Genomic DNA, 16225 nt, shown 5'->3' with positions numbered 1-16225 from the left:
CACCCGCTTAAGAAACAGGTGTCTTAGATTGATTGGAATGCAAGGAGTCTATCATAGCCACGTTCTTTAACTGTTGAGAACTCCCTCGAAAAATAACAAAATCCCTATATATAAGAGAAAAGGAGAGGAGAGGAGAGGACTTCCTCTTCCTTTTCTTCTCTACACTTTTGATATTTTCCTCTTTTAGTATTAGTAATGTTCTAACTCATAATGAAAAAATAAAGCAGTACAATGATTCCCAATATAATTCTATACCAACCGAAAGCCTTGAAGTCATTCTTCTTAATGTATCCCACTAAAAATTTGATGGATAATATTGATACTATGTAAGCAACTACCATTCCAGTTAATAAAATTACAAGTTCAGCATTAGTAAACACTAAACCAAATTTTAACATTTTGAGAAGGCTAGCCCCAAACATAATTGGAATAGCTAAGAAAAAGGTGAACTCTGCAGCAACCGTTCTGGATGTACCTATTAAGATAGCCCCCAAAATAGTTGCACCTGACCGGGATGTGCCCGGAATTAGAGCCAAAACTTGAAATACTCCAATGATCATAGCGGTTTTATAGGTGATTTGCGCTAAATTATTGATCCTTGGCCTCAAATTCGAGTTTCGATTTTCGATGACGATAAACAGTATCCCGTACAAAATTAACGTAACAGCAACAGTCTGATAGTTATAAAACTGAGCATCAATCTGATCATCAAACAACAGACCAATAATTGCCGCTGGCAGACAGGCAGTAAGAATTTTTAACCATAGGATGATTGTATCGTATTTTATAGATGCCTTCTTTGTAAACGACACTGGGATTAACTTTTTCCAATATAAAACGATGACCGAAATAATTGCCCCAAGTTGAATAACAACAAAGAACATCTCTTTAAAAGCTTCACTCATATTAAGCTGTATAAACTGGTCGACTAAAATCATATGCCCCGTACTACTAATAGGCAGCCATTCTGTGACTCCCTCAACGATACCCAGAATAATCGCTTTCAAAATCTCAATTAATAACATTTCTTAAATCTCCTTTTAACAAAAACATCGAGCCTCATTAGTGATCTATACCTAATAACTTCTCAGATATTGATATTTTCTTGTGCAGTGGATCTATTCAAGTTTTATGGACGAGACTATATCAAGTTTTGAGGATTTTAGGGCAGGAATTATTGAGGCTATAATCATTAGAATTATACCACCGAAAACGTATATTATATAGGAACTTATCGGGAAATGTATGTTCTTTGAGTTGTTTGTTCCAGCTAAAATAACAATCATTAAGGTTCCTGCTATTACGCCTAAAATTCCTCCTATCGCACCGCCTGTAAGGGCTTCAATAAAAATCATCTTAACTGTTTGAACTTTACTCATTCCTATTGATTTGAAAACAGCAAGAGAACGTTTACGGACAAGAAAACTTATTAGCAGATTGTTCAATACTCCAAAAACACCAATGACGATTGCTAGAATCGAAAAACCCGACATCAGTAAAGTTACTTGTTGATTGGAACTCAAATATTCTTCTTGAAGTTTGTTTTTTGTCTGTAAGTAGGGCTTTAGTCTTATAAATTCTTCCTCGATTTTTTTCAGCACATCCTCAGGATTTTTGGATGTCTTAATATAAATACTTGAATAATACTTATACTGCATGTCAGCTTTGAAAAATCTTTGAGATATCAAACCAATATTTTTACTTGTTGCAAAATCATCGAAGAATCCAATCACCTTGTAGCCCTTTTCGCCACTTTTTAATTTTAAGTTTACCAGATCCCCTTCTTTTAGATTCAACTTTTCTCTTAATGTATGGGTTATTAAAATATTGCGACCTTCATCAAGCCTTTCAAAGGTTTCATCAATATCTCCATTCATCTCGATATTCCAGAAATCTAAAATTTTGCTTTTATCAATCCCTTTAAGGCGAGATATCCGATCATTTCTATCTGTCAGTTCTACTCCATAAGCCTCATAATCCCCATATACTTCTTGTACCCCATCAATAATAAGTAATCGCTTCTCAATATTTCTATCTGCTTTATTCGTGTACATTTCGATATCATATAAAGAATTCTTGAACTGATCTGTTATGCTTATGACATTATCATAGCTGGCTGTATTGATTAGAAGTAAGCAGGCTATGCCTATTGCCAGCATAGAAATATTATTAATAATGTTCTGATTCTCTCTCAGATTTTTAGCCGCAAGTATACCTATGTTCCCAAAGATAAAAACATACAAGGTTTCAAAGATCTTTACAAAAACGGAAGTAATATAGGGTACAAGCATTACGATAGCAGTAAGAGTCATTATCATTCCTACGCTGCCAAAGATCGGCCTTAAATCCTGTGCTTCAATAAAGGAAGAAGCCAAAGCAACAACCATAAATACTAGGCCCAGTATCAGCCATAACCTTTTTCGTGTAGTATTCTTTTGCACAGAGTTTAGAACGATATCCTTGATTGGGATTTTAGATACCTTTAAGATAGGGATGATTGAGCTGACAAAACAAAGAACTACTGCCATCATAAAGGCAAGCACAAAATTCAATCCCGAAAACTGAATTGTAGTTTGAAATTCCATTCCTTCAGAACCATTGACCATTCTACTTAAGGCATAAGACATAAGATATAAGATCCCTACTCCTACTCCACAGCCTAAAATGCCGCCAACGATACCATAAAGAAGACTTTCTCCTAATAATAAGAAGTTTGTCATCCTTTTGGTAGCCCCAATACTTCTAAAGGTTCCTATGATTGGAAGCTTTTCTGTCGTAATCACCTTAAATGATGAGTAAATAATGAATATGCTCATAAAAAAAACAATGGATGACAACATCAAAAATACAGCGGATATCATCAAAGTTTCCTGTTTTATTTCTTCAAAAGGGAATAGTTCAAACACCCTGTAGTCTTTATAGTCATTTGACAACAGCTGAATCATTTCCTGTTTATCTTCAGGCTTAAGTAGCTTAATATAGACTGTCCCTACCTTACCTCGTGCATTATTATAATTACTTAAGAAGTCCCTGGGTACTATTACAGGGATTGATTTTGAGGTCGCTTTAAAAAAGCCCGTCGAGGAGCCTATTCCACTGACCGTGAACTTTTGTCTAGAGCTTTGTTGTCCTTGTCCGAATTCCAGTTCCAGGCTGTCTCCTACATTCAATTGATACTTTTCTGCAGCTGATTTACCAATGAAGATCTTCCTGCCCTCAAAAGGATATAAATTATGCTGTTGCTCAATTGTAAAGGGGTTCATTGCTTGGACATCTCCAATAGATGCTCCTGTCAAGTTAATGCTTATTTCTTCATTCCTATTGGGTTTGAAAACTGCATTTTCCTGAATTTCTCCAATAATATATTCTGTACGATCTTTGTATATCTCTGCTTTATTCATATAGAAAAACGGGGAAGAGGATTTTTCGGTGGGCGTAATTATTATATCTGCGTTACCAATTGAATCTTTAATTCCCTTGATAATCATTTCCTCTATACTCCCTGAAATAGCTATTGAGGCAAAAAAAACTCCCGAGGATAATACAATTGATAAAACGATCAGAAAAGTCCGCAGTTTCTTTTCACCGATACTTTTAAATATAAACTTGAGGATTATGCCCAATCTTATCACTCCTAAAGAAACTCCCCAGTCCTAAACCAAGAACCTTCGTAGCACCTTGATTATTCTTTTGCATCAACCTTTGTACTATCGAAACTTATCTTTACACCGACATTAAATTCAGGAAGCAGAAAGTCATCTGGATTTTCAATGGATATGCGAACAGGAATAGTCGTTTCATTGTTTTTCAGAACTGCTTTCTCTGCAATAAATAAAACTTTTCCGTTGTAAGTTCGTGATTTATCGGCGTCCGGGCTTATGGTAACTTCTGCGCCGATCTTTACATCCTTAATGAATTCTTCTGCCACATTTGCCTCAATCAAAACGCTGTCTTTATTGAGAATACTCAAAAGTTTTTTCTCCGGGTCAATAATTATATCTCCCTGAGTGCAGCCAAGATCAGTGACTACTCCATTGGGAACATCTGCGATAATCTCATTACCCTGTATGTAGCTTTTGTTCATCTTTTCCTGCATTGCTTCAAGTTCAAGCTCCTTAGAGGTAACTTGAAGGCTTTTCTGATCAATTGACGTTCGAAGTTGGTCTAGCTCTTGCTGGATTTTTTTCCTAGTGTTTTCTTCCGAAAAAACTGCATCGGCAACGGCTTTTTCTTTATCATTGACCGTTTGCTGATACTCATTGAGCTCTTTAAGGGATAAAGCACCTGCAGCATACAAAGATTCTCTGGCCTTTAAGTCCTCAAGAGCTTTACTAAGTAAAACCTGGGCATGTTTGTGATCATTTATATATCTCATAATTTCTGGATCAGCGCCTTTTTCTAAACTACTTCTTTTCGTCTCATAATCCCTATTTAAACCAGCCAATTCAATTTGTAATATTTTTATATCAAGTTCCTTGTTTCTAATTTGGGTCAGATAGTTTTGAGAGTTTAAGCTAACCAAAACATCACCCTTAGAGACTCTTTGCCCTTCTACAACGTTAATTTTGGAAACAACTGTCAGGAAATCGATAGTTATCGTTTTAACATCTGTAGACTTAACCGTGCCAAAAGCTTCGACTACCTGCGTAGTTTCAACTTTTGTCACGTTTTCTTCATTATTTTTTACGGGTTCTTTACTACACCCTGATATCGTTAAGATCAAGGTGAGTCCTATCACTAATACTTTTTTCATCATTGACATACCTTCCCATCCCTTAGGTTGATGATTCGTTGACCATAATCCGCAGCTTCTCGGGAGTGAGTAACCTGGATAATAGTTCTTCCTCTTTCCAGATTAATGCTCTTCAAAAGTTCCATAACCTCTGTTCCCGTTTTGGAATCGAGATTTCCTATTGGCTCATCTGCTAAAATAATTTCAGGCTCGTTAATTAGCGCTCGGGCAATAGCTACTCTTTGCTGCTGACCTCCCGACAATTCCTTAGGAGTATGGTTTCTTCTATCTGAAAGACCTACAATTGTCAAAATCTCATCGAGCTCCTGCTTATAATTTTTTGTTTTTTTACCGTCTAGTAAGATTGGCAGCAAAATGTTTTCTTCAACACTCAAATTAGGTATTAGGTTATAAAATTGAAAGACGAATCCTATTTCTTTTCTGCGCATGGAGCTTTCTTCTTTATCCTTCATTTTAGAAATCTCTTTGCCATTGACCCTGATGCAGCCTGAGGTTGGTTTATCAAGCCCACCTATCAAATATAAAAGGGTACTTTTCCCCGAACCCGATGGTCCCATAATTGAGACAAACTCGCCCTTGTGAATAATTACATTAACATCTTTTAAAACCTCCACATCGACTGTTCCTAGCTTATACATCTTACTTAAACTTACTGTTTCAATAGCTGATTCCATTTCGCACCTCATTAATCGAAAATTGACCATAGCATACCGACTCTTATCTTTTTCTTTAAGCACAATAAGAGTTAAATAAATTATATCTAATTAGACGAGAAATCTTGGCCTGATACTTCACTTAGTTGGGGAATAGTTATTTTTTTCTTACTTTGGTTTTGAAGATTTACAAAAACTCCCTAAGTTATATTCTAGGCCGAGTCTATTGATTTTTTCTAAACAGTTTATTAATAAAGTATTAACGATTTTAACTAGGGCTTGCTATGAATCGTGATTTACTCCCCCGTCGAGGAAGAGAGGCCAAATGGTGCACCGGTGCACCATTTGGTTTAACACCATAGGCACGGTTTTTGACGCCAAAGGCTGTTTTTCCATGCACATTTATTAAGACACTACCCGTAACCCTTAGGAAGTCTAGACTTTTCAATAAATTAGCAAGCTCTAAATAGAGGGTGGTTACCTTAGTCGACAGTGAACTCATTCAGCTAAAGCTGAACATCGAGACTTCGGCGAGGGAATAAGAATAACACCAAAAAAAGTCTGGTGTTATGGTGGTGGCTTTAATTGACCATTGAGAAGCATCCCCTGAAAGCGCTTGCCTACTGCTTAAGGCTTGCCAACCAAGTAAATACTTCTTTTTCCTGCTCGATTAAGTCTTTTTCCTCTAATCCCTCTTGGTCGAGCTTAGCAAAGGCTTTCACTAAAGCACTGCCGACGACAACTCCATCACAAATTTTTGCTAATGCACGGACTTGTTCGGCTTTCTGAATCCCAAAACCGACACAACGCGGGATTTGAAGGCTGTCCCTCAAGCTTTCTATAAACACGCTAACGTTGTCAGGGATTTCAACTTCTCCTCCGGTAATCCCATTACGCGATAGAACATAAGCAAATCCTTCGGTTACCTGAGAGACGGCCTCAATATCTTGCTCACGGCTAGTTTGGGCAATCATCGGGATAAAAGACAGTTTGTTGCCGACACTTTTTTCCGTTCTTGTTCTAAGCCCTTGACCTTCCCTCCAAGGTAAATCCGGTAAGATAAATCCATCGACTCCGGCCTCAACTGCATCTTCAACAAATCGATCCCACCCATAGTGAAGAAGTGGGTTCAGATAACTCATCAAAAGAAGGGGGGTGTTGTGAGTTTTACGAAATTCCTGTACCAGTTCTAAGGTTTTTTTCACCGTCATCTGAGCACTCAAAGCTCTCTCAGCAGCAGCTTGAATCACCACCCCATCGGCCATTGGATCACTGAAGGGAACTCCCAGTTCTAAAATATCCACTCCGTGATCAGCCAGCCCCCTTAGGCGTCGCAGACTGACCTCTATGGTAGGATCTCCCGCCATAATATATGAAATCAGACGAGTTACTCCTGCAGGTTTAGTTTGAAAAACCGCCTTAAGTCTCTCACTCATGATCTGCTCCTCCTTCTAAATACTGAGCTAAGGTTTCTACATCTTTATCTCCTCTTCCCGAAAGATTAACTACGATCACTTGATCTTTCGAGAGTCTGGGGGCAAGTTTAGCGGCATAGGCGATGGCATGGGCACTTTCCAGGGCCGGCAGTATTCCTTCAGTCTGACAAAGTAAGGAGCAGGCATCTAACGCTTCTTGATCCGAAATGCTGACATAGTCTGCTCGCCCTGTTTCCTTCAAGTTGCTGTGCTCTGGTCCCACGCCGGGATAGTCAAGTCCGGCAGAGACAGATGTGGTTACAACAATTTGTCCATCATCATCTTGCAGCAAATAGCTATAAGCTCCATGCAAAACACCTGGTTCACCCAAACACAGTGTCGCAGCATTTTCCCCTGTCTTATTTCCTGTTCCCCCTGCTTCGACTCCAATTAGTCTTACCTCAGGGTCTGGAATGAAAGGATGGAAGATACCAATGGCATTACTCCCTCCCCCAATACAGGCAATGATCGCGTCTGGAAGTTTTCCTAATTCCTTTAAGGCTTGCTCCCGGGTCTCATGTCCAATTACTGCCTGAAAATCTCGAACAATTGTTGGATAGGGATGTGGTCCGGCTGCCGTCCCAAAGCAATAAAACGTCTCCTCAACATTAGTCACCCAGTCCCGCAGTGCTTCATTAATAGCATCTTTTAGAGTACATGATCCATGAGTCACAGTGCGAACCTCTGCTCCCAATAACTTCATCCGCAAGACGTTTAACTTCTGTCGGCGTACATCTTCTTCTCCCATATAAACTATACAGGGAAGAGCAAATAATGCACAAGCCGTAGCAGTAGCTACCCCATGCTGTCCTGCTCCTGTCTCAGCAATCACTCTTTTCTTACCCATAGCTTTAGCGAGCAAAATCTGCCCTAAAGTGTTGTTAATTTTATGTGCACCGGTATGATTGAGATCTTCCCTTTTAAGATAAATTCGTGCACCACCCAATTGTTCCGATAAGCGCTTGGCTTCATAGAATAAAGATGGTCGTCCAACATACCTTTGTAACAGCTCTCGAAACTCTTTCTGAAAGCTCTCATCTTGGCCAGACCTCAGGTAGGCCTCTTCTAATTCTCGCAAAGCAGGAACTAAGGTCTCTGGAACATAGGCACCTCCATATGGACCAAAATGCCCCTTTGTTTCGTAGCCGCCATCAGACAGTACATGTAACTTTTCCTTAACCATTTGAACTCTCCTTTCTTATTACAATAAAAAAGAGCCTTCTGTCCTAAAAGGACGGAAAGCTCCGTGGTACCACCTTAATTCGTATAAGGCAATTGTTTTCCCCCAAATCCAATCAACGAACCCATTGGACTTAAGCAAACAATCTACCAAATACCTTAATCTATCAGGTACGGAGAACACAATTCTCGATACCTTTGTCTCTGTAACGGGAAACCCCCGGAATCACCTACTAACTTTAACGGTTTTCGGATCACACCTCTGAGAACCATTCTGTCTAAGAGACTTGTATCAGACTCTCACCACCTCTGACTCGCTAAGACACTCTCATAAGACATACTATTTCTCATCATCAGTCATTTTATATAATATTCAAATATAATACTAGTTATTATATGCCAGGTAATTACAGCTGTCAATATAACTGGATCATTATAACTTTTGAATGTTTCCCAGTAGCTGATTCAGCATGGCCTTAAGCTTTATGGCTTCCTCCACCCGGATTCCTGTATTGCAAAACATCTTTTGCGGTAGATCACTAAAGGTTTCCTGCAGCATTTTTCCTTTATCAGTCAAGAAAACTTTAACCACTCTCTCATCGTCTCTATCCCTTACTCTCTCTACCAGTTGAGATTTTTCAAGTTTTTTCAGAAGAGGGGTAAGTGTTCCTGAATCTAGCAAGAGCTTGTTCCCAAGCTCAGAGATGTTGAGTCCATCCTCCTCCCATAATACTAAGAGTGTAATATATTGAGTGTAGGTTAGTCCCTGAGAGTTCAGGTATGGTTTATACAAGGCAATAATTTCTTTTGAACATGCATAAAGAGCAAAACACAACTGATTGTCAAGTTTGAGCATTTCCTTCTCGTCCCAGTTCAAGTTACAAGCACTCCTCAATCGAGGATACCATGCTGTCCGGTGAGACAGTGGGCTCAAAACGGCCTGCTATTTTTCCGTCTCTGCCGATGAGGAATTTTGTAAAGTTCCATTTAACAGAGTTATCGGAGAACTGCTTTCCGTATTTCTGTTTGAGCATAAGTTCAAGGGCTTTGTTTTTAAGGCCTTTACCTAACCCGTTAAAGGTTGTGTTTTCAGTAAGATATTGAAAGATTGGATCTGCATTTTCATCCCGTACATTTACCTTTTCAGTAAGCGGGAAGGTAACCCCATATCTTATCTTACAAAACTCCTGAACCTCACTATTCGTCCCTGGCTCCTGCTCAGCAAACTGGTTACAGGGGAAACCGATCACTACTAAACCTTGATCTTTATAAGTTTCATAAAGTTTCTCTAATCCCTCATATTGGGGAGTAAAGCCGCATTTGCTGGCAGTGTTAACAATCAACATTACTTTACCTTGAAAATCAGAAAGAGAGACTGTTTTACCTTCGATGGACTGAAATGAATAATCATAAATAGACATGCTAGTCACCCTTTTCGTTTATATTTTTTACAATTTAATTGTACACAATACACAATGGAATAGCAAATAGAAATATTTACCTCGCCTTACCCTTAATCAACCTTTTCAATACAGATAAGTTCCGGGGGACTATTAATCTGGTTTGGGAAGCAAATTTCAGAGACATTATAGTCCTTCTGATGCATTGTTGTGGTGAAATTTTTTAAAGCTTCCTTTTCAAGTTTGCCATTCTCATGTCCTGAGTATACAACTATTAGTATTATTCCATTTGGTTTGAGCAACCCCATAGATCTCTGAACAGCTTCAATGGTAGTCTCTTTATTCGTGGTAATAGCATGATTCCCTTTAGGCAGATAGCCTAAATTAAAGATCACCAATCCTACATTTCCCTTGACGTATTTATCAATATTCTGGTGACCATCAAGTACTATTTCAGTTCTTGCTAGTAAGTTGAGTTCTTGAAGTCTCTTTCTAGTAGTTATAACGGCCTCTTCTTGGATGTCGAAAGCATAAACTTTTCCCTTCTCGCCAACTAAACTGCATAGAAATACCGTATCATTTCCATTCCCCATGGTACAATCAACAGCAATATCTCCTGGGGATAATTTCGCTCTACAGATTATCTTAGATATTTGGACGGCATTTTTAAAAATATTGTTCATTATCTTCAGTATCTTCTCCTCTATTCAATCTTACGGCATAAGTGTAAACTGGTTCGTTGGACATAAGTTAAAGTTTGGCTGGTATGCAACTAAGGTTATTCTTTCAGTGAGTACCAGAAAATTTACTTATGGATTATCTTTAAGAAATCGGTCTGGATGGAGTAAACAAGCATCGATCTGGTCTGTACTACCCTTTAAAATCAGATCTGCTGCGATCCGCCCGATGGCTGGTGCATGCATAAAGCCATGTCCACTGAACCCATTAGCGAAAAATATCCCCTTTAATCCTGATGCTTCGCCAACAATCGGATGAAAATCAGGGGTTAGTTCACAAAGTCCCGTATAAGTTCGCAGCCACTTTATATCAATCGTAGAAGGTATTATTTCCAAGGTTGTCATAAAAAAGTCTTCTGCTACGGATTTGTCTACTGTTTCTTGCAATCCCGGCCAAGTGTACTTATCTGTTCCCCCTAATAACACTGTTTTCCCACTAGCTTCCTGATGCAGATAAAAGCCAGAGGATAAATCCATGATTGTAGGAGAAGCTTTGGGAACATCTTTAGGGTTTGTACAGACGTAAACTTGACGACGGTAAGGCTGGATTTTAAGAGTAAGGCCAGACATTTCAGCTAATTGTCCAGCATGAGGGCCAGCAGCATTCACGACGAGGGGACTTTGAAATACTCCCTGTCTAGTTTCAACACCTTTAATTGTATCGCCATCAATGATAATTCTCCTTACTTCATGTTCAAAATATACCTCGACACCTTTACGGCGCACCGCTGAGTACAGGGCTGCCAAAACAGCATAGGGGTCGGCATAGGCATCCCATGAACAAAAAGCCCCTCCTAAGAACCGGTCTCTGTGCAAATATGGGAACTCCCTTTGCAATTCTTCTTGATTCATTAGGTTCATGGGGATGTTATCAGCGTCGGCTTGAACTGAGATCGATTGAAGATCCCTCAATAAACCTTCGTTATCCGCTAATAATAAATGCCCCTTCTCCCAATACCAACTCGGAGTATCAAAAATAGCATCAAAATTCAGAAAGAAATCTCTGCTGAGCAGACTCAAGTTACGCTGAAGGGGGCTGTTTAATTGATAGCTGATACTTCCTGTACATTTTCCAGTGGAACCTATTCCCAATAATTTCTCCTTTTCCAAAAGAGTTATTGAAAGTTTCGGGTCTATTTCCAACAGGTTGTAAGCGATACTTAGTCCAATGATTCCTGCACCGATAATTATTATATCCGGCTTATTATTACTCCTAATGTACATTAATCTTTCCCTCCCTAAAGAGAAGTTTAGTACAGCAACATTCCTTTTAAGATTTCAACATGTTTCCAAATACTCCTTCAAAAATATTTTTTCTCAATCCACCTAGTGCACAATAAGAAGCACCCATAGAAATGGGTGCTTCAGACCGTAGACAAAAAGGTGCCTTATGCAAATTGCATGGCACCTTTTTGTCTCTTAATAATGAATTGAGAATCTGAGAGAGCTATGTTCTGAATAAGATGCGAAAAAAATGAGCGGAGCATACCCTTTCTCCGTTTCCACGTCGCCAGTTTCTTTAAATTCATGCATGCAAAAGTAAGCGTCACCTGCATCTTAAGTTTTTGCAGACCACGCAATTGAGTATAACGCATCGCATGCTTCTCTTTTGCATCAGCAAACACACGCTCAATGGTTTCGCTTCTTAATTTGTAAATATCTCTGTATTCAGGTGTATGGCGGTAATCTTCTGCAAGTTCCATATAAGGTTCCCAGACATGGCGGAGTACAACCTTTTGACAGGATTTACTCTCGGTACACTGAGAACGCATGGAGCATGTTTTACATAGTTTAGGATCACTTTTGTACTCCCGATATCCATCACGGTTGGTTGTAGAATACGTTAAAACCTGATTGTTGGGACAGAGAATGCAATCATGGTATTCATCGTAAACGTATTCATACTTTTTGAAGAAACCATCCTTTGTCATTGGACGTTTGTACGGAACCGCCGGTATCCTCTGGGTATCTATGATCTGCTTCATAATCCAAGGGGTTTTGTAGCCTGAATCAAGCGCAACCACATTAACTTCCGAAAACTTTGAAAGAACCTTTTTATATAAGCCGTCGAACATCACACTGTCATGAATATTTCCTGCTCCCAACTCAAAATCCAGAACGAAATTATGCCGATCACAGGCTGTATTGGCAACGTAGGCAAAGCATTTTTCATGCTCTCCTTTATGAAAGACTCCACTCTCAGGATCTGTCTTGCTTTGCTTAATTGTTTTCATCTCGGGAGCAGGGGGTGTAGGTTCATCATCGTCGTGATCTTTGCTCTTTAATGGTTTTTTACCATGTTCGGCTCTATCTTTTGCAATCTCTTCTTCTAACTGTTTTTGATAGTTCTTGGCCTGTTTCTCGATCACTGCCTCTGTAGCCTTACGTTTATTCGCACTTGCCTTAATATGAGTTCCATCGATGAATACAGCACTAGCATCTATAAATCCACAATTAACTGCTTCTTGCAAGATTTGTTCAAAGATCCTCTGGAAGACATCGGTATCCTTAAAACGCCGACTGTAGTTCTTTCCAAAGGTTGAAAAGTGGGGGATTGGTTCTCCGATATCGTACCCAATGAACCAACGGTAAGCCATATTGACTTCGATTTCTTTAATAGTTTGACGCATGCTCCGAATACCAAATAAACTTTGAATAAAGACTATTTTAAAGAGGGAGACTGGATCAATGCCAGGTTTCCCCCACTCGATTTCTGAGTACAGACCCCTAACTTCGTCATAGATGAAGCTAAAATCAATAGCTTTATCGATATCTCGTAAAATATGTTCTTGAGGAACTAAATCCTCTATACTTACGAATTTAATTTGTTTTTGCGGTTCCCGATCTTTTTTTACATACATTGATAAAAAACACCCCTATCCTCTAGTATTATTATACCATTTGGACAAGGGTGTTTCCTCTTTTGTCTACAAGCTGAAGCACCCATAGAAATGGGTGCTTCTTAAAAAATTCAAAGATTATTTAGATTCTCAAAAGATCATCTGGATCGTATGCGAATTCTTGCGGTATTTCATCTAATCGAGCAACAATGTATTCTCCAACTTCATCACGATCAACCCGAACCACAGTTCCTACATAATGATTACTAGTCTTAACACGATCTCCTACATGAAATAGTTGTCGCTGGCGAAGAGCTACAGTAGTTTTTGGTTTGCGATTACGTAATAGCATACAAATCCCCCTCTCATACCTTTTGCAAAATCCAGTAAATTATTACACTAGATTGCATATTGATTCTTTGACAGTTTATATATTTTAAATATACTTACTTTCAAGTAATTCTAATATAAATATCAGAAAATAACAAATTTAATTTAGTTAGGGGGGGCATAGGTATGCGTTATACGAAATATCAAACTTCACCAAAATTAGGAGTACTATATTTCGAGAAGATTCTAAGCCCCCAAATAGATCAGTGATCAAGAGAAACTTGACCGATACTTAAGACGATAAATTTGGAGAAAGAAATTAATCACTTTATGGTCTAGCATATATATTATGGGTGTATTTCCAGTCTGTAAGTGTTTTTGCTATAATGTTTTTAAAACAAAATAAGGAGAATCCCTATGTTTCGAACAGTCCTTTGGTTTGCATATTTTTGGGCGTATCTTTTATCCATACAACCAACGCTTTTAAAAGTTAATCGATTAGAAAGAATGGATAGAACCCTTGAACATGACAGACTTACAAATCAAACTGCAAAAAAATGGGCCCATTCACTTGTTAAGCTTGCAGGTGTTACTGTTGAGATCCAAGGCGAAGAGAACATCCCGGCTAATGGCTCGGTTCTCTTTGTAAGTAATCACCAAGGTAATTTCGATATTCCAATTCTCCTCGGTTATCTCGATAAACCAAAGGCATTTATAGCAAAAATTGAGCTCCTTAAATTGCCTTTGATTAGAAGCTGGATGACCCATTTAAAATGCGTTTTTATGGATCGTTCAGACATTCGGCAATCCCTTAGAGTAATTAATCAAGCTGCGGAACAACTCAAAGCAGGTTACTCGATGGTTATTTTCCCTGAAGGCACTCGAAGCAAAGGTGATATGATTGGAGAATTTAAGCCTGGCAGCTTAAAGTTAGCCTTAAAGGCTGGCGTCTCAATTGTTCCGATAGCGATTTGCGGCTCCTATAAGATAATGGAACAAAACGGCTTTAAGATTAAACCCGCCCATGTTAAAGTAACTATTTTTAAGCCAATCCTAACCACTGATCTCACCAAAGAAGAAGTTGCTGAATTACCAGGAAAAGTACGAGATATTATTACCCAAGGTCTGTCCCATTAATCCTTCTGAAACAAATTTATAAGCCTATTTTTGACGAGAAGGTATCCAAACTCACAATTTATTCATCAATTGCCATGTATTTCTTTATAAAAATAAAAGGAGATTTAAGTATAATGTCGAATATATAACGTTGATAAAAAGTATGAAGGCTTAATCTAGTCACCTAGAGCGGGGGATTTTTTTTTGGGGTGAAACGCATACCTTATGCGTAGGGCTTACACCTTATGCCCGAATCCGTCAGCTAACCTCGTAAGCCGAGAAAGGTGAAAACAACATGCATTTGCCTCCTAGTTTGAATGAGAAACGAAAGCTAATTCAACAATTTTGCGGCACTACTCTGCGAAAAGTCTCATGGAAATCTCCACGTGTTATCAGCGGTTTATCTATTGCGGTTATTCTAACCGGAGGACTTACCTATTATCTTTCAACCACAACTTCTGCAGCTGCTGTCATGGTTAACGGTCAGCAGATTGGTTTAGTAAGAAGTGTTGATTACGGTAAAGACCTTGTGGAGACCATTCTCAAACAACAGGGTGAGCCTTTCGGAGTAGTTGCTAAAACTCACGACCAAATAACCTATGAATCCCTCAGGGTAAAGCCCACGGTTTATCTGACATCCACTTTGAATGAAGAGACGTTAGAGGACAACTTAAGTATTTATGTTGATGGTTATAAGTTAGAAGCCGATGGCTCAGTGATCGCATTTTTGCCCACTAAAGAGGATTCCGACAAACTCCTTAAAGAATATGAAGACTATTATGTTAAACCCAGTGAGGAGAACAAGGTTACTTCTGTTAGTTTTGCCGAGAAGGTTAGTGTAGAAGAGTCAGAAGTTCTACCGGAACAGCTAACCTCCCCTGACCAAGCTTTTAAAGTATTGACTGATGGTAAAATATCTACTAAAGATTATACCGTCCAACCTAACGACTCTTGGTGGCTTATTGCCCGTAAAAATGATATGTTGACTGATGAAGTATTAGCAGGTAACCCGGGAGTAACCAAGGACTCTAAATTGCAACCCGGGCAAGTAATCAAGCTTGTTTCTTCAACACCCTTTCTTACCGTCGTAAGTCAAGGAACATATTCCGGTCCGGAAACAATTCCTTATGATGTTGTCACAAAGACCGACAGTAGTTTGAGGGTCGGACAAACTAAAGTACTTGAACAGGGTAGTAATGGTTCAAAAATCGTTACATATTCTTATGTACAGAAAAACGGCATTGACGTTACCAAGCAAGTATTAGAAGAAAAAGTAACTCAAAATCCGGTTAACCGTGTTGTTGCCCAAGGCCCCAGTAATCGGCCTGTCATGGTCGCTTCTGCAGTATCTCGAGGAAGTGGCGGTTCCTCGACAGTAGTAGACCGGGCAGTCAGCTTGCAGGGTACCCCTTATGTCTTTGGCGGAACCACCACAAAAGGCTTTGACTGTTCAGGTTTTACCAAATACGTGTATGCTAGTTCCGGGATTTCTCTCCCGCGAACATCTTATGCCCAATTCGCCTCAGGAACTCCGGTTAACAAGAGCAACCTCCAAGCAGGTGATTTAGTATTTTTCTCAACCTATGCTAAGGGTGCCTCACATGTTGGCATCTATATCGGGGGTGGACGTTTTGTCCATGCCAGTAATCCCAATAGCGATGTTAAAATATCAAGTCTTGGGGACAGCTTTTACTCCTCTCGTTATCTTGGGGCTAGAAGCTACGATTAAGTTGGAACGATAA

General features: G+C 39.1%; 15 protein-coding genes, 1 riboswitch and 1 other annotated feature. Of the genes, 2 read left to right on the top strand and 13 right to left on the bottom strand.

Annotation, left to right across the window (positions count from 1 at the left end; translation table 11 throughout):
* Positions 1 to 200: 200 nt before the first annotated feature.
* The 13 genes from BLS16_RS02770 to BLS16_RS02715 form a co-directional block, all read right to left on the bottom strand.
* Entirely contained in the window at positions 201 to 1025 is an 825-nt protein-coding gene (locus BLS16_RS02770; RefSeq protein WP_092329540.1) for an undecaprenyl-diphosphate phosphatase, read from the bottom strand.
* 93 nt (positions 1026 to 1118) lie between these two features.
* Positions 1119 to 3632 carry an ABC transporter permease gene (locus tag BLS16_RS02765; protein ID WP_242876167.1) on the bottom strand — a complete coding sequence of 838 codons (2514 nt, stop codon included), beginning with the start codon at positions 3630 to 3632 and terminating at the stop codon, positions 1119 to 1121.
* A gap of 50 nt (positions 3633 to 3682) precedes the next feature.
* The gene (locus tag BLS16_RS02760; protein ID WP_242876166.1) at positions 3683 to 4762 is read right to left on the bottom strand and encodes an HlyD family secretion protein; all 1080 of its coding nucleotides are present in this window, start codon (positions 4760 to 4762) and stop codon (positions 3683 to 3685) included.
* Positions 4753 to 5427: an ABC transporter ATP-binding protein gene (locus BLS16_RS02755; protein WP_092329533.1), complete on the bottom strand. Its 675-nt coding sequence runs from the start codon at positions 5425 to 5427 to the stop codon at positions 4753 to 4755. The genes BLS16_RS02760 and BLS16_RS02755 overlap by 10 nt, the downstream gene beginning before the upstream one ends.
* Positions 5428 to 5674: 247 nt before the next feature.
* On the bottom strand, positions 5675 to 5908 hold the full coding sequence (locus tag BLS16_RS23400; protein WP_176786047.1) for a hypothetical protein: 234 nt from the start codon (positions 5906 to 5908) through the stop codon (positions 5675 to 5677).
* A gap of 118 nt (positions 5909 to 6026) precedes the next feature.
* The gene (trpA, locus tag BLS16_RS02750; RefSeq protein WP_092329531.1) at positions 6027 to 6842 is read right to left on the bottom strand and encodes a tryptophan synthase subunit alpha; all 816 of its coding nucleotides are present in this window, start codon (positions 6840 to 6842) and stop codon (positions 6027 to 6029) included.
* Entirely contained in the window at positions 6835 to 8064 is a 1230-nt protein-coding gene (gene trpB / locus BLS16_RS02745; protein ID WP_092329529.1) for a tryptophan synthase subunit beta, read from the bottom strand. Before trpB ends, trpA begins: the two co-directional genes overlap by 8 nt.
* A gap of 44 nt (positions 8065 to 8108) precedes the next feature.
* Positions 8109 to 8423: a binding site (T-box leader), on the bottom strand.
* Between the two features lie 70 nt (positions 8424 to 8493).
* Positions 8494 to 8916, bottom strand: coding sequence for a MarR family winged helix-turn-helix transcriptional regulator (locus BLS16_RS02740; RefSeq protein ID WP_092329917.1), 423 nt, complete (start codon positions 8914 to 8916; stop codon positions 8494 to 8496).
* Between the two features lie 22 nt (positions 8917 to 8938).
* Positions 8939 to 9481 carry a glutathione peroxidase gene (locus BLS16_RS02735; RefSeq protein ID WP_092329526.1) on the bottom strand — a complete coding sequence of 181 codons (543 nt, stop codon included), beginning with the start codon at positions 9479 to 9481 and terminating at the stop codon, positions 8939 to 8941.
* 92 nt (positions 9482 to 9573) lie between these two features.
* Positions 9574 to 10143 (bottom strand): tRNA 5-(aminomethyl)-2-thiouridylate-methyltransferase MnmM, encoded by a 570-nt coding sequence (mnmM, locus tag BLS16_RS02730; protein ID WP_092329523.1) that lies wholly within the window; start codon positions 10141 to 10143, stop codon positions 9574 to 9576.
* 126 nt (positions 10144 to 10269) lie between these two features.
* Positions 10270 to 11421: an NAD(P)/FAD-dependent oxidoreductase gene (locus BLS16_RS02725; protein ID WP_092329521.1), complete on the bottom strand. Its 1152-nt coding sequence runs from the start codon at positions 11419 to 11421 to the stop codon at positions 10270 to 10272.
* 164 nt (positions 11422 to 11585) lie between these two features.
* Complete coding sequence (locus BLS16_RS02720) at positions 11586 to 13058, bottom strand: IS1182 family transposase (protein ID WP_207649719.1); 1473 nt, start codon at positions 13056 to 13058, stop codon at positions 11586 to 11588.
* 121 nt (positions 13059 to 13179) lie between these two features.
* Positions 13180 to 13389 (bottom strand): hypothetical protein, encoded by a 210-nt coding sequence (locus BLS16_RS02715; RefSeq protein WP_092329518.1) that lies wholly within the window; start codon positions 13387 to 13389, stop codon positions 13180 to 13182.
* A gap of 395 nt (positions 13390 to 13784) precedes the next feature.
* Here BLS16_RS02715 and BLS16_RS02710 point away from each other — a divergent pair, with 395 nt between their 5' ends.
* Both BLS16_RS02710 and BLS16_RS02705 read left to right on the top strand, forming a co-directional pair.
* Entirely contained in the window at positions 13785 to 14504 is a 720-nt protein-coding gene (locus BLS16_RS02710; protein ID WP_092329516.1) for a lysophospholipid acyltransferase family protein, read from the top strand.
* 137 nt (positions 14505 to 14641) lie between these two features.
* Positions 14642 to 14775: riboswitch (cyclic di-AMP (ydaO/yuaA leader) on the top strand.
* Positions 14776 to 14778: 3 nt separating this feature from the next.
* Positions 14779 to 16212, top strand: a complete 1434-nt coding sequence (locus tag BLS16_RS02705) for a C40 family peptidase (protein WP_092329513.1) — start codon at positions 14779 to 14781, stop codon at positions 16210 to 16212.
* Positions 16213 to 16225 lie beyond the last annotated feature (13 nt).

The organism is Desulfosporosinus hippei DSM 8344 (assembly GCF_900100785.1).
Classification (GTDB): Bacteria; Bacillota; Desulfitobacteriia; order Desulfitobacteriales; family Desulfitobacteriaceae; genus Desulfosporosinus; species Desulfosporosinus hippei.
Note: the sequence above shows the minus strand (reverse complement) of the source record. Positions and strands in the feature narration are given on the sequence as shown.

Coding starts and splice junctions, on each gene's coding strand:
- BLS16_RS02770 (WP_092329540.1), bottom strand. CDS start 1,025: ATGTTATTAATTGAGATTTTGAAAGCGATTATTCTGGGTATCGTTGAG.
- BLS16_RS02760 (WP_242876166.1), bottom strand. CDS start 4,762: ATGTCAATGATGAAAAAAGTATTAGTGATAGGACTCACCTTGATCTTA.
- BLS16_RS02755 (WP_092329533.1), bottom strand. CDS start 5,427: ATGGAATCAGCTATTGAAACAGTAAGTTTAAGTAAGATGTATAAGCTA.
- BLS16_RS23400 (WP_176786047.1), bottom strand. CDS start 5,908: ATGAGTTCACTGTCGACTAAGGTAACCACCCTCTATTTAGAGCTTGCT.
- trpA (WP_092329531.1), bottom strand. CDS start 6,842: ATGAGTGAGAGACTTAAGGCGGTTTTTCAAACTAAACCTGCAGGAGTA.
- trpB (WP_092329529.1), bottom strand. CDS start 8,064: ATGGTTAAGGAAAAGTTACATGTACTGTCTGATGGCGGCTACGAAACA.
- BLS16_RS02740 (WP_092329917.1), bottom strand. CDS start 8,916: ATGCTCAAACTTGACAATCAGTTGTGTTTTGCTCTTTATGCATGTTCA.
- BLS16_RS02735 (WP_092329526.1), bottom strand. CDS start 9,481: ATGTCTATTTATGATTATTCATTTCAGTCCATCGAAGGTAAAACAGTC.
- mnmM (WP_092329523.1), bottom strand. CDS start 10,143: ATGAACAATATTTTTAAAAATGCCGTCCAAATATCTAAGATAATCTGT.
- BLS16_RS02725 (WP_092329521.1), bottom strand. CDS start 11,421: ATGTACATTAGGAGTAATAATAAGCCGGATATAATAATTATCGGTGCA.
- BLS16_RS02720 (WP_207649719.1), bottom strand. CDS start 13,058: ATGTATGTAAAAAAAGATCGGGAACCGCAAAAACAAATTAAATTCGTA.
- BLS16_RS02715 (WP_092329518.1), bottom strand. CDS start 13,389: ATGCTATTACGTAATCGCAAACCAAAAACTACTGTAGCTCTTCGCCAG.
- BLS16_RS02710 (WP_092329516.1), top strand. CDS start 13,785: ATGTTTCGAACAGTCCTTTGGTTTGCATATTTTTGGGCGTATCTTTTA.
- BLS16_RS02705 (WP_092329513.1), top strand. CDS start 14,779: ATGCATTTGCCTCCTAGTTTGAATGAGAAACGAAAGCTAATTCAACAA.